Consider the following 13255-nt stretch of genomic DNA (forward strand, 5'->3'; position numbering starts at 1 on the left):
AGATGTGTATAAGAAACAGCCTCCGGAGACATGCCGCGCCGTCACTACGTGACGGAGAGTTGCACCGTCGCTCCGCGACGGTTTGTAACGCCGCTCCGCGGCGTTACAGGCTGGCTAGGGCGGGGAACGAGTGCCGGCCCTCGCTGGCCCGTTACGTAATTGGAGTAGCGGCATCGTTTGGCTTTGGTGCTCTCATACGCTCTTGACCTGCGGTTTTATCTCTTGGGGTGCTCGACTGCTAGTGACAAGGTGGAGCTGACTTGCGTTGAAGCGCCCTCCGGGCGCCTCTCCTTCACCTGATGTGTACCCATTATGTAACGCTCTCAGGCCGGTACATAATTTATGTAACGGCTACTCTTCGTGCTGGGTGTAGTGGTCTGGACCTCTTGTGAAACACTCGATGCCCGAAAAGGTGACAGAAAATCTCCCAGAGGGATTATGTAACTCACCGAGAGCGGCGCACATTTCTGGTGTATTCAATCGCGTTACATTATCTGCTTTCTGGTGGGGTGTTGGGTATTCTGTACTGATCCTCTCCGGATGGTGTTCTCCAAAGAGGTGAATCGTTGTGTCGCGAAGCAGAATATCAGGATCTAATTCGGAGCTCGTTTTTCTTGTGCTCGGGTTTCTTTGGTCGGCCCTCGTGGCGGTCGGCGTGAGAATGACATGGCTCTTCGTCACTCATGCCAGCAACGGAGTGAGCGCCACCCGTCAGTGTCAATGACCAGATCGCCGCGCCTGCGCCACTGACGCTCGGACGACGACGTTCGACTGACACTGCCCCGCAGACCATCAGCGTGCCTCCGCTGGGCGGCCTCACGGCACCGCGAGCCGGTGACCGTCGTGCGAGCGGGAGCAGCTGCCCGACGCGGTCGTACGACCGTTCAGACCCGGGCGACGTCCAGAACCGTCCAGCGACGTCCTCAACTCCGCTGCCCCGGCCGGATGCCCGCTCGCCGCCGGCAGCGCGCTACGCAGCTTCCGCCGCGCCGCAGCGCGAAATACCCCGCCGGTCCCGCCGACATCCACTACCCTGGTCAGACCGACGCGGGGTGGAGCAGCTCGGTAGCTCGCTGGGCTCATAACCCAGAGGTCGCAGGTTCAAATCCCGCCCCCGCTACCACGATCCGGCCCCCGGTGACATCACGTCGCCGGGGGCCGGAACCGTTCCGGAGCAGCGTTCCCGCGTCGTACGCCGTCGCGGGGGCGTATCCGGGGTGGCGTCACGCGTCAACGGGCTTTCCGGCTCCGACTGTTCGGGCCGCCGCGCGAGCACATGGTGGTGCCGGCCTCGGTGAGCAGGCGGTGGACGAAGCCGTAGGACCTGTTGCAGCCCTGGGCGAGGGTCCCTTGTCGTACGCCTTCTTCAGCTCGGCGCCGATCTTCTGTCGGGCCGGCCCTTTGATGTGGACGCGGATTCCCAGCATGTCGGCTCCCTTCAGGCTCGTGCTCGTACTCGTGAACGGCTGCGGCCGGCGCCGCGGTGGGCCGGGCGCGGCGCCGGGCGGCTCACCGGCGGGCAGCGGCGCCGACGTCGCCCGCGTTGACCAGCGCCGCCCTCAACTCCCCCACCCCGTGGGGTAGTTCGCCGGGGGACAGCGCGGTTGCGGCGTCCAGCAGGGCGCGGGCGTTGCGTCGTACGGCCGTCTCCCGCCACGTCCCGGGCGCCTGGGCCACCAGCAGCGCGGCCAGCAGCAGGGCGTCGGCGCGGTCGGGGTGGGCGGCGGCGCGGTCGGCGACGAGATCGGCGTCGGTCAGGACCGGGGAGTGCTCAGCGCTCGCCCGCATCAGCTCCAGCCACACAGTCTCCTCCACGGCCGCGTCCGCGAAGGCACCCGCACCGGCCAGCGCCCCCTGTGGCAGGCTGGCCGCGAGCGCGGCCCGCCACAGGTCCACCGCCGCCCCCACCCGCGTCTGCTCGGCCGGCGGGAGCGGGCCGTCGTCGCCGGTGTGCGGCGTGCGGGCGGCGATCGCCTCCAGCAGGCGGGAGACCGCGGCCACGCCGTCGCCGGGGCCGGCCGCCAACTCGGTCCACCAGGCGGCGGGTTCGCCCAGGAGGGCGGGGTCGGCCGGGAGGGCGTGCGCGAGGTGCTCGGCGGCGCCGGGCACCTCGCGCAGCGCGGCGAGGAGCTCGGCGCGGTCCAGGGCGGCGAGGAGCTGCCCGTCGGGGCCTCCCCAGCGCAGCCAGGAGGCGGCCGGCGACGGCCGGCCGGGCTCGATCCCGTAGAGGGCGGTGCGGTGGGCGGAGGCGAACGCGGGCGCGTACCGGTGCAGGGCCGGCAGGTGCACCCCGATCGCGGTGGCCACCGCCTCCTGGCCGGCGTGCGCGGCGAGGACGCCGGCGATCGTGTCCAGGACGTCCTCGGGCATCTCGCCGGCGGTACGGGCCCGGTGGACGGCGTACTCCAGCAGGCAGCCCAGCGACCGGACTTCCGGATCCGATCCCACCAGCGTCGGCGTCGTCGCCTCTCCTGCGGTTCCCGAAGCAGCGGCGCCCAGGCCGCCGGCCGGGGCCGGGGTAGCGGTGACCGAGGTGGTGGTGCCGTCCTTGGTCTCCGCGGCGGGGGCGGTGGCCCCGTCGGGGCGGGTGAGCGGGGTGACCAGTGCCTTCAGGTACGCCATGGCGTCCTTGTCCTGGTCACCGGCGAGGGCATCGGCGCGCCAGGCGGCGGTGAACAAGTCGAACAGCGCCTGGTCGGCGAAGAACACCCCGGCGGGCCGGCGCCGTACGCCGTCGGAGCCGACGGTGGGGGCGATCTCGCCGAGGCCGCGGCGTACCTCGAGCGCTGCGGCGACGGCCGCCGGCAGCGCGCCGGAGGGGAAGGCGCCGGGGTGGTCGGCGTGGACGGCTGCCGCGGCGAGGTAGAACGCGGCGAGCTCCGGCAGCTTGAGGGCGGCCAGGACGGCGGGCACGTCGGTCGTCCAGGTGGCCGGGTCGGCGGCGACGAGGCGGTGCAGCACCATGGCGTACCCGTCGTCGCCGGCGTCCGGGGCGGCGGCGATCCGGGCCGCGGTGGCCACCGGCCCTTGTCCGGCCGCCAGTTCCACCAGGTTCTCGGCCTGAAGGGCCGTGGTGGTCTTGCTCTGTTCCAGCACGGCCTGGGCGCGTGGGTCGGACGGGCCGGCGGGCTCCAGGCGGCGCAGCGCCTGGAGGAACGGCTCCCAGCCCTGAAGGACCGTGGAGGTCAGGACGGGCGACCAGTCCCACACCCGCAGCCAGCCGACGAGCGGCTCGGCCCTCCCGTCGGCCTGGTCGGCGTCGGCGGGCAGCACCTCCTCGACCAGGGCGGCGGGCGGCGGGGTGCCCAGGGCCGTACGGACGTCCGACTCCAGCTGCGCTGTGTGCTCGGGCGGGCAGGCGGCGAGGAGCAGCTCGACGAGGCGGGCCGGCTCCGGGTCGGGACCGGCGGCCAGGGCCTGCGGGACGAGCGCGAGGCCCTCCTGCCACCATTCCTGGCCGTCCAGGGCGCCGGCGGCCGGTGGACGGTGGGCGAGGTGCGCGGCCATCAGGCGGGTGTGGAGGCGGGCATCGAGGCCGGCCACCCGCCGGAACTGGCGGGTGCGCTGGGCCAGGCCGGTGCCGGCGTCCGCGTCCGCCGCGGCCACGTCCAGCACGGCGCGCGCCAGCCGCGGCCCGCCGAACGCCGCGGTGTCACCGAGGCGCACCCGGTCCAGGTCGGCGTGGAAGACGACCGGCCGGGCCTCCTCGGCGGTCAACTCGACATCGTGGGCGAGCAGTTTGGCCAGGACCACCCGGACGGCGCCGATGTTGCGGTGCGCGGGGCCGCGGTGGCCGGCCGGGTAGGCGGTGCATGCCAACTCCCGTACCAGCATGGCGACGTCGTGATCGGGTAGACGGAACGCGCCTTCCAGGGCGGCCAGCTCGCGCATCTCCTTCTCGTCCACCACACCGGCCGCCGCAGGCTCCCCGGCGGCGCCGCCGGAGGTCTGTGTCTCGGCGGCGGCGCGTTCGGCGACGGTCCGCAGTGCCAGGTGGCCGGTGTGCTCGTCCTCGACCGCGCCGGTCAGCAGCTCCTCCACCACACCGATCCACTGCCCCGTCCGCTCGGCGCGCGGAACCGCGCGGGCCCACCTCGCGGCCAGGCGCAGGGTCGCCCCCACCTCCAGGCCGCCCCCGTCCCGGACACCGGGGCCGGCCAACACGGCCTGGAGCTGGGCGGCATCGACGGCGTCCCAGCGGCGTACGGCCACGCCCAGCAGCGCGTTAAGGGCGAGGCGGCCGGTGGCGGCGATCTGCTGGGCCCGCAGGACACCGGGGGCACCCTGGTCGGCGGGCTCGCTCAGCCAGGTGCGGACGGCATCCGGGTCGGCGGCGGCGACGTGGTCGAGGAACGGGGCGGCCGGCCACCGTCCGCCGGCCGCCCCGTCCGGCATCAGCAGGTGCGGCGCGTGCTCCTGCAGCACGTTCAGCCACGCCGTGGCCGGGCCGGAGCGGAAGAAGTAGTCGGTGGCGCGCGGGTCCGCCCAGCCGGCGAGCTCCTTCGCCTCGGTGGCTTCCGGGTGTTGGAGGGCGACCAGCTCCAGGACACGGGCCGCACGGTCCGGGAGCGGCACCAGCAGGTTGCGGGCCGCGCCGAGGATGTCCGCGTACAGGACGGCGGCCTCGCCGGCGTGGGCCGCACGGCCGTGCAGGATCCCCGAGGCCACCCCGTAGACGGTCCCCCACACATCCAGCGCCGTCTCCTGCGCCGCACCGAGCTCCACCTCCATCAGCCGCTCGACGATGCCCCGCGCCCGCGCCTGGTGATACCGGCCCGGGCGGTTGAGCTCGTCGCGCAGCACGTCCGCGGCGGCCGTCACCCGCTCCCACGCCGCACTCGCCCCGGCGGACGCGCCACCAGCCGCGTCGTCGGCATCGGCGGTGCCGGCTTCGGCGGCCGGCCCGTCGGACGGGGAGGCCGCACCGGCCGAGGGCGCGGCGCCTGCCGGGACGGCCGGCCCGGCCGGCCCGTCCGGCCCGGAAACCTCGGCGGCGGGGGGCGCGACGGCATCCACCGCGGCCAGCAGGCCTTCCGCTGCGGGCTTCAGTCCCACCGTGACCGGGGCACCGGGCAGGCCCAGCAGCGCGTCCGCCGCGGACCGCACACACGCCGCGGCCACCTCCGCCGGCCGTACGAACCCCGCCCCGGCCAGGACCCGGTGGGCGTCCCGCAGCAGCCCCAACGCCCGTACGCCCGCCTCCCCCTGCGCCGTCAGGGCGTCCGCGAGGACGTCGTCGACCTCGGGCAGCACGCTCGCGCCGGCCGGCGCCACCTCGTCGCTCATCCCCGCACCGTAGACCCGCCGGCCACCACCGGCGGACCGGCTATGGCGAATCCGCCATAGCCACCCGCCCGACCTGCCGCTCCTCCCCACGTGCCGGCCGCCGACACCGCCCTGCCCGCCTCGGCGCGCACCGAGGCAAGGCGGTCGTACGACACGGCCGGCTGCTGCTCGTCACCACGGCCGGGTCCCGGTGGGCACCCGGCGTACGGCCTCGCCCGGGGCGCAGCACATGGCGGGCGTCGCCGTACGGCCGCACGCTCTCGCATGGGCGCGTGCGTGAAAGTGTGTGAATTTGTGAAAGCCCCTCAGGCGGCGCCCAGTGCCCTGGTGGTCAGGTTGGTGCGCAGCCGCGGCAAGGGCGGACGGGGAGCAGCGCTTCGATCGGGAAGAGGCCGGCCGTTGGCCGGCGGGGGCGTGCCCCCTGTCGGGGGCCGCGTGCGGGGTAAGGCCGGGTCCCTTTCGGGACCCTGGTCGGCTCGGGTGCGGGACCGGGGCTGTTGGCCCCGGAGCGGGTGGGCCCCCGGCACCGTCCTCCCGGTGCGGGGGCCCATGTGTGTTTCCGGTGTCGGCTGTGGTTTCGGCCGGTCGGGGGTCAGGTGCGCCGGCGCGGCATGCGCGTCCGGTGCACGAGCGGAATGCCGAGGCGGGCGGCCACGGTTTTTTCCAGGGCGGAGACGACGTGGCCGGGGGTGGCGTCACGCAGCGGGATCACCCAGTACTCGACCCACTCGTCCCGCTTCGACGTGCTGCCGTTGATGTGCAGGCCGAGCCTGGTCGCGGCGGCCCCCCGGTTCAGGGCCCGGGTGGGGGCGGTCTTCCCGCAGTAGCAGGCGTTGCCGTTGCGGTTGACCGCGATGTAGATGGCCTTGTCCTCGTACCCGGAGTCCTCGCCGATGGGGATCGGCTCGGGCTGCGGTTCGACGAGCCACTGGCCCGCGAGCCGGGCGAGCATGGCGTACCGCTCGTCGGTGATGACGACGACGCCGGCCCAGGTGGTGTCGGTCATCAGCGCGGCTCGCCCTCGGCGATGCGGGCGAGGTCGTTGCCCATGAAGCTGAGCTGCTTGAAGGACGGCTCCACGACGGTCCAGGAGAGTTCGGTGGTGGTGCCGTTCATCTTGCGCAGGGCGATCAGGTCGTCGAGGTCGGCGCCGGCCGCGGTGAGGGACATCTGGAAGGCCGTGAGGGCCTTGTCCTCCAGTTCGGTGGCGGTGGGATCGTTCTGGTAGCCCTCAGGGGCGAACCCGTGGTTGGCGGCGAGGCGCAGGTGGGCGTTGAAGTCGCTGCCCTTCCAGCCGTCCTGCTCGACGAGGTGGCCGTCGGCCCACCACCGCGGGCGCAGGTTGGCCCGGATCCGCTTGATCGCGTCGGCGAGCACCTGCCGGCCCTCCTTCGTGTCGAGGACGGTCTTGATGACCGTGCCGACGCCAGCGCGCATGACCTTGATGTTGCCCACGATCTGCTCGGCGGAGCCGCCTGGCGCGAGGAGGTAGCCGCTGGTGACGAGGGTGACCATGGCGATCACGCCGAGGAGCAGCCGGGCGGGGACGTCGCCGTTGTCGGCGCGCTCCAGGAGGTCGTCCACGGCCTGGTCGTTGTCGATGTTCTCGACGGACCACTCATGGTCGGCGAGGGCCTGCCACAGGCAGCCGGTGTCCAGCGCGGTGCGCACAGGCGCCAGCTTCTCCTTGGGGAGGCTGGAGTAGGAGCGCAGGCCGAGTTCGACGATCGGGCCGCTGCGGTGGGTGACCTGGAGGCGGCGCTTGTCGAGCTTCGCGGCCATGACCGCGTTCAGCCGGGGCTCCTTGCGGGTGAGCTGCTGAACGACGTACGTGAACCGCAGGTCGCGGAAGGCGGAGTTGAGTCCGAGGGACTTCATGGCGTCGGTGACGTCGGCGCGGCCGAGGAGGACGTCCCGCACGGCCTGGGCGTTGTCGCCGAGCTCGCCGGCATCGAACAGGGCGGTGACGATCTCCTCGGCGGTGACGCTGTTCTTCGAGGACGGATCGAACGACTTCACCCCGACGTTCATGCGCATCAGCAGCGAGCGGACCGCAACGGGGAAGCGTCCCATGCCCATGGTCGGGTTGTCGTCGGTGTAGCCGACGATGACCTGCACCGGGACGGTCATCGCGTTGAGGAGCCTGGCGGCCTGGTCGCGCTTGGCACAGGCGGCCCTGCTCGTGCCGGTGGCGGCGTTGATGTCGCGGTGGGCGTTCTTGACGATCTCCCGGACGAGATCCCGCCGCTCGGCGAGGGGAAGCCGCATGAGGTGGGACGGAAGCAGACTGTCGGGGTCCTTGGCGTTGGTGGGGCGGATCGAGCTGGACGGGACCTTGATGTCGGCGGTGCAGGACGCCCAGCGGCTGTTGCCGTCGACGAGGCTCAGGTCGTCGTCGGGGTGGCGTCCGGGGTTGAGGAAGGTGACAGGGACGGCCGTCAGGGGCCGCTCCACGATGCGCCGGCCGACTTCCTGCGGGTTGTTCTTCCTCACGCCCTTGGACGCCCGGTCGATGGCGGCGAGGAGGTCGTCCATGGCGTCGGCGTAGACGAGGGTGGCGTCGGTGTCGTGCGCGGTGGGCATGGACAGGACCCGCTGGTGGTCGCTGGTGTCCGGGTCGGCCGCGTAGTGGGCCTCGTCGAGGAGCCGGTCGTTCTCAATCGCGGGGGACAGCAGCAGCGTGTACGCGCGGTAGGTGATGACGCTCAGCCAGCCGGTCTCGACGCGGTGGCGCTCCAGGCGGGCGCCTTCGAGGAGTCCAGGCTCGACCGCTCCGAACGCGATCCGGCGGACGGCGGCAGGGGAGATCTGGACGCCGGCGCTCTCGAGGAACTTGATCGCCTTGGTGGTCTTGCTGACCGGCTCGACGCGGTGCTCGAACGGCGTCGAGCGGTCGCCGGAGCGGATGTCGATGACCTCGATGCCGTCGATGTCGTCGTGCTCGTCAGGGATGTCGATGGTGCTCACAGGGCCTCAATCGAATGGGCCGGCGCGAGGCGGGCTCGCGGCCGGTGACCGGCGTACGCGAGCAGAGCGCCATCGGAGCGCAACGCACCCGTGCCCGCCTGGTGAGGACCGCGGTCCGTCGCTGGGCTGACCCGGCGTCGCTTCGGTGACCCGCAGGCGGATCCGGGTACCCGCCCCGTGACGTGCGGGCGGCGTACTCAGGTCTTGCCGGTGGATACCGCGGTGTCCACCGGCTGCACAACAGGCCGCCCTCGGCGGCGACGATGACAAAAGGGTACGCCCATCCGAACGGGCGCAGTACGCGAGTTGACGGTCTTTCCGATCCGACCGGCTGCGACCTGCACGATCTCGCCCGACGGCCCGTCAGGGGCTGAGTGGGGGTCGCCTACCGTACGGCCGGCGGGTCACCTCGACGTCCGCTCCGCCGGGGCGCCGCGGACGACACCGTCGTACAGCCTCGCCACGGCGCGTACGGCGCGCGGCGGGTGGACGAGCAGCAGAACCGGACCCGTTCCACGACGTACGGAGACCCGCGCTTTCCCCCGGCTCCGGGAGCACGTCCGCCGTACGGCGGACGAATCCCCGGGCCGGGACGCCGAGTTGCGCTGGTCGCTCCCTCGGACCCGGTCGGCGCCGTACGACGCTCGCGCCGCCGGCGGCGTCCGCTCGAAGGCCTCCAACCCGCTCCAGCCGATCACCCATACGCAGATTTCGACCAGAACTGCAGGTCAACCACCGCACTAGGAAGGTCAGTTGACCCCTCGCGGGCGGTCCGGGGCGCGGCCGGGCGGAGAGCGGCGCGTCGAACGCCGGGCCGGCCGTTGGCCGGCGTGAGGCGTGCCCCCTGTCGGGGGCCGTGTGGGGGTGGGGGCCGGGTCCCTGCCGGGACCCTGGTCGGTGAGGTGCGGGACCGGGGCCGTCGGCCCCGGTGCGGGAGGAGGGGATGGTGCCGGTCGGCGCGTCGGGGCGGTCGGTCGTGGCGCTCACGGCACTGACAACAGGCCTGGCCAGGAGGGTTTTGGCACGGACGTCTCATTGTCAGACCCTGCCGGTAGCGTCGTTGGTGTCCACGGGCCCGCGCATACGGGAGAGCCCTGGAAACACGGTCCTTGCTTGGCGGCTGGCCATGTCCCAGGAGCTCCCGGTGTCCGGGTCCCCCGGCCCCCTCGTACAGGCAGCAGGAGAAACCCTTGGTCGCCGTCTACCTCGACACCAAGAGGCGCAGCAGCGAGATCCCGCCCCGCGGGGACCTGTACATGGCGATCACGGCGGGTGCCGCCGTCGCGGCGGTCCTTGTGGGGCTCGGCCTGGCGTCCCAGCCGCCGGCCGGCAGACCCCGGTCGTCGCTCCGGCGCCGTCCTGCCCGTCCCCGCCCAGCAGTTGCTGAACCGCCTCGGGGCGGGATGCGTCCGGGGTCCGGTCGGTCATAATGCCGACCGGCCCCCGGGAGCGGCCGGGAAGCCCCGCATACCCGGAGAGGTACCGGCGGACGGCGCAGCCCCTCGTGTCCCGCCTCCATGCCGGCCAGACGGGATACGCCGGCGGCGATGTCGACATGTTCGTGCGCGGCGCAGCCGGCCAACAACGCTCACTCACCGGACCGGCAGCGGGCGGGGAGGAGCACAGCACCGGTTCGCGGGCGGGCGGTGAGTAGCAGAACACCCCTCGTACCGGCACCCCGGCCGGGCGCCGGTGCGGTGGCGGGCATGCGCGTCGGTCCGGCACCGAGGGCGGTGCCGGACCGACGTGTCGGCGGGCGCGGGTCCAACGCGCCTGCCAGAGTCCTCAAAACGGGTTCGGGCTTGCGACCAGGAGCCGTCAGGAGGACACCGGCGGACTCGCCGCCGGTGCCGTGCTGTCCACCACCGTCTTGGTGGAGGGGCCCAGACCGCAAATCGGCTGGAACAAACGGTGGGCCGCCTCGGAGGCGGCGCCCCGGCAATTCACCGCCGACGTACCGGTGTTCCCGCCCCGGCCGGGCCGCTGATTCGGTTGCGAGGCGGGGAACACCCGCGAGGCCAGAACTTCTCATAACGGCTATAAGGGGCGCGGTGCGGGGCGGGGCGACCGCCGTGCGTGGAAGGCTTGTGCCGCGCAGCCCGATCACCGGCAGGGTCCAACTGCCCCTGGGCCGCGCACCCTTGCGACCAGTACCCCGGGCCCCGGCACTCTGCCGGCGGCCCCCGTCAGGACGGAGTCCTGCGCACCATGAGCGACACCTTCGCCTCCCGCCCAGCCACACCGGCCGCGCCCTGCTCCTGCACCCACACCGCCACCGCGGCGGCGGAGAGCGCCGAACCGGCCCCGGCGGCGGGGCGGTTCGGCCCCACGCACGCGCTGATCCTGCTGCTGTGCGTCCTCGCGCTGGGCAGCGGCCTGTTCCTCGCCGACACCCCGCTGGAGAGCGTCTTCACACTGCTGGGCGGCCTGGGCGCGATCGGCGCGGCCACCCTGGCCGCGGCCGGCGGCGGCCGCCGTCTGCTCGCCGTCCTCGCCGAGGCCGCCGTGCGCGACGCGGGCAAGTAGGCGGTCCGTCATGACCCATAACCCCGCCCGCGACGCGGAGCGCCCCTTCGCCCACCTCGCCGAACACCTGACCGCCCTGCGCCACACCGCACGGCTGCCCCAGCGCGCCGTGGCCCACGCCGCCAACATCTCCCGCAGCGCCGTCCAGCGCGCCGAGTCCGGCACCGCCGCCCCCACCCCGGCCGTCCTCGACGCCTACGTCCGCGCCTGCGGCGCCAGCCCGGCCGACCAGGACAAGGCCCGCCGCCTGTACGCCCTCGGCCGCACCGCCCAGCGCGGCAAGCCCCGCGCGCTCCAGGCGCCGGCCCCCAACCTCGTCCGCGACGCGCGCGACTTCAGCCTCGTCCTGGTCGAAACCTACGAACGGGCCGGCGCCCCGCCCCTGCGCGACTTCGACCGGCCGGGCCGGGCACGGGTGCCGCTCGCCACCGCCTGGCGGATCGTCAACCGCAAGGCCCTGCCCGCCAGCCGCGAGCAGCTGATCACGTTCTTCACCGTGTGCGGCATCCATCCGGCCGCACAGCGCCCGTACCTCGACGCCTACCAGCACGTCACCGCCCAGCGCGGCACCCGACCCGCACCCCCGCGCAGGCAGCTCACGCAGCTGATCCGCCGCAGCCACCCGGTCCCCCTGGCGTACGGCGGACCAGACATCGGCATCCACTACGACTTCGACCGGCTCGCCGCGGGCATCAGACCGGCCATCGAAGGCCTCGCCGCACACCGCGCCCGCTACGACGTCGACCGGCTGGCCGCAGGCATCAGACCGGCCATCGAAGCCCTCGCCGCAGACCCCGGCATCCGCAACGCTCCCACCGTCATGGCCGCGGGCGTCCAGGTACTCGCGGACGCCTTCGCCGTCATGTACCGGTCGGCCAGCCGGGAAGCACACCGCAACGGCACCACCCCACCCGACACCCCCGTCATCGCCCGCACCACCGACGACCACGGCATCGACCTCATCACCCACACCCCCGACGCCGGCACGGTCCTTTACCAGATCAAAACCCACCAGCAACGGCCCGGCCCTCCCCCGGCGTTGACGGGCGCCCGCGTCCCAGAACCGCCACCGCCCAAGGCCGACGCCCGCGTCGCCTGACCACCACGGTGGCGACCAGCACGGTGAGCAGCAGCCCCACGAGCACGGAGAGGCGGCGAGGCTGGTGGTCGCATGAGAATGACATGGCTCTTCGTCACTCATGCCACAACGGGTGAGCACCACCCGTCCGCACCAACGACGATGGCATCGCACCTGCGCCACTGACGCCCAGACGACGAGGTCCAATTGGCACTCCCTCGCAGACCGTCAGTGGTCATGTCAGGCGCCGATGCCGATGTAGGAGACGTAGGTGTAGGCGCCCCAGTCGGAGTCGAGCTCGGCGATGACGTCGTCCCAGAGGTCTTCCATGGTGTCCAGGTCGCTGGCGACGAGGGCGTCGACGGCGTCGTCCCAGATGTAGCGGACCTGCCGGTGCTGGATCCTCAGGTTGTCGCGGCGGCGTGGCTCGTCGACGGTGGTCTGGTTGACGGGGTGGATCTCGATGCGGGTGCCGCGGCCGTTGCGGTTGAGGTGTTGCTTGAGGGCGCCAGGGTTGGTGAGCACGTTGTGGGCTCGTAGGTTCCAGTAGGCGGTGTCGATCGCTTCGAGGTTGGCTGGGCGTGGGCGCTGGGTGCCGCGGGTCCAGGCGCGGATGGTGGCGGGGGTGGCGTGGATGCCGGCGTTGGCTAGGGCTTGGGGGCCGCTTTTGGTGGTGGTGAGGTAGCGCATGCGGGCTTTCAGGCCGCGGCGGGTGTCGACTGGGGATTTGATTCCGCCGTCGATGATCATGCGTTCGAGGGCGTCTTCGAGAGCGCGGGCGAGGGCGACTTTTCCGTGGACGTTTCCGGGGTCGCGGTCTGCGCCGTAGTTGCCGAAGTTCTTCCATCCGTCGGTCGACATCTATCGGGCGCTCTTCCTCGGCAGGGGGTATTGGTCTTTTTGTTTCATCTGGGTGGTGAGACGGCCTTCGGTGAATACGGTGCGCCAGTCGCCTGCTACGTGGAGTTCGTCGGTGCCGCGGACGCGGACGACGGTCAGGCCGTTGCTGTGGGCTCGGTGGGATTTATACCAGAGGTTGGCGAATGCCTGGGAGCGGATGATGTGCATCCAGTCAGGTCGGCGGATGTCGCGGTTGACGCTTGATTCTCCGATGGTGGAGGTGAATTTTGAGTACATGGCTTTGATGTATTCGATGGTCACCGCGTCGTCGGCTTTGATGGCTTTTTCGCGGGCTTCGGTCAGGACGCGGCGGAATTTTTCCAGGAGGCCTTCGCTGGTGCCGGAGGTCCAGCATTCGGTGATGTGTGGGGCCTCGCACAGGCCGAGGCGGGCGCAGCGGATGAGGAGGCGGATGGTGGCGTCGTCGAGGAGGACGGGGCCGTCTTCGCGGCGGTTGCCGATCGGGTCGGGCAGGTCGGGGTGGTGCCAGGTGGGGCG

At 72.4% G+C, this 13255-nt stretch carries 6 protein-coding genes, 1 tRNA gene and 2 pseudogenes; 3 read left to right on the top strand and 6 right to left on the bottom strand.

The window, feature by feature from the left end:
• Positions 1 to 1046 precede the first annotated feature (1046 nt).
• A tRNA-Met gene (locus tag HET64_RS27815) sits at positions 1047 to 1123 on the top strand.
• 107 nt (positions 1124 to 1230) lie between these two features.
• On the opposite strand, the pseudogene HET64_RS39310 reads toward HET64_RS27815, so the two are convergent.
• The 4 genes and pseudogenes from HET64_RS39310 to HET64_RS27830 form a co-directional block, all read right to left on the bottom strand.
• Positions 1231 to 1427: pseudogene (locus tag HET64_RS39310) on the bottom strand (helix-turn-helix domain-containing protein).
• An 82-nt stretch (positions 1428 to 1509) separates the two neighbouring features.
• Complete coding sequence (locus HET64_RS39705; RefSeq protein WP_215109908.1) at positions 1510 to 5286, bottom strand: hypothetical protein; 3777 nt, start codon at positions 5284 to 5286, stop codon at positions 1510 to 1512.
• Positions 5287 to 5878: 592 nt separating this feature from the next.
• On the bottom strand, positions 5879 to 6292 hold the full coding sequence (locus HET64_RS27825) for a hypothetical protein (protein ID WP_215109909.1): 414 nt from the start codon (positions 6290 to 6292) through the stop codon (positions 5879 to 5881).
• Positions 6292 to 8253, bottom strand: coding sequence for a hypothetical protein (locus tag HET64_RS27830; RefSeq protein WP_215109910.1), 1962 nt, complete (start codon positions 8251 to 8253; stop codon positions 6292 to 6294). The genes HET64_RS27825 and HET64_RS27830 overlap by 1 nt, the downstream gene beginning before the upstream one ends.
• Positions 8254 to 10461: 2208 nt before the next feature.
• Between HET64_RS27830 and HET64_RS27835 the strand changes: the two genes are divergently transcribed.
• Positions 10462 to 10779: a hypothetical protein gene (locus HET64_RS27835; protein WP_215109911.1), complete on the top strand. Its 318-nt coding sequence runs from the start codon at positions 10462 to 10464 to the stop codon at positions 10777 to 10779.
• A 10-nt stretch (positions 10780 to 10789) separates the two neighbouring features.
• The gene (locus HET64_RS27840) at positions 10790 to 11878 is read left to right on the top strand and encodes a helix-turn-helix transcriptional regulator (protein WP_215109912.1); all 1089 of its coding nucleotides are present in this window, start codon (positions 10790 to 10792) and stop codon (positions 11876 to 11878) included.
• 219 nt (positions 11879 to 12097) lie between these two features.
• On the opposite strand, the gene HET64_RS27845 is transcribed toward HET64_RS27840, so the two are convergent.
• Both HET64_RS27845 and HET64_RS27850 read right to left on the bottom strand, forming a co-directional pair.
• Positions 12098 to 12718: a hypothetical protein gene (locus HET64_RS27845; protein ID WP_215109913.1), complete on the bottom strand. Its 621-nt coding sequence runs from the start codon at positions 12716 to 12718 to the stop codon at positions 12098 to 12100.
• Positions 12719 to 13255, bottom strand: a pseudogene (locus HET64_RS27850) (acyltransferase); the annotation flags it as partial.

It is taken from the genome of Streptomyces sp. McG3 (assembly GCF_018619185.1).
Taxonomy (GTDB): Bacteria; Actinomycetota; Actinomycetes; order Streptomycetales; family Streptomycetaceae; genus Streptomyces.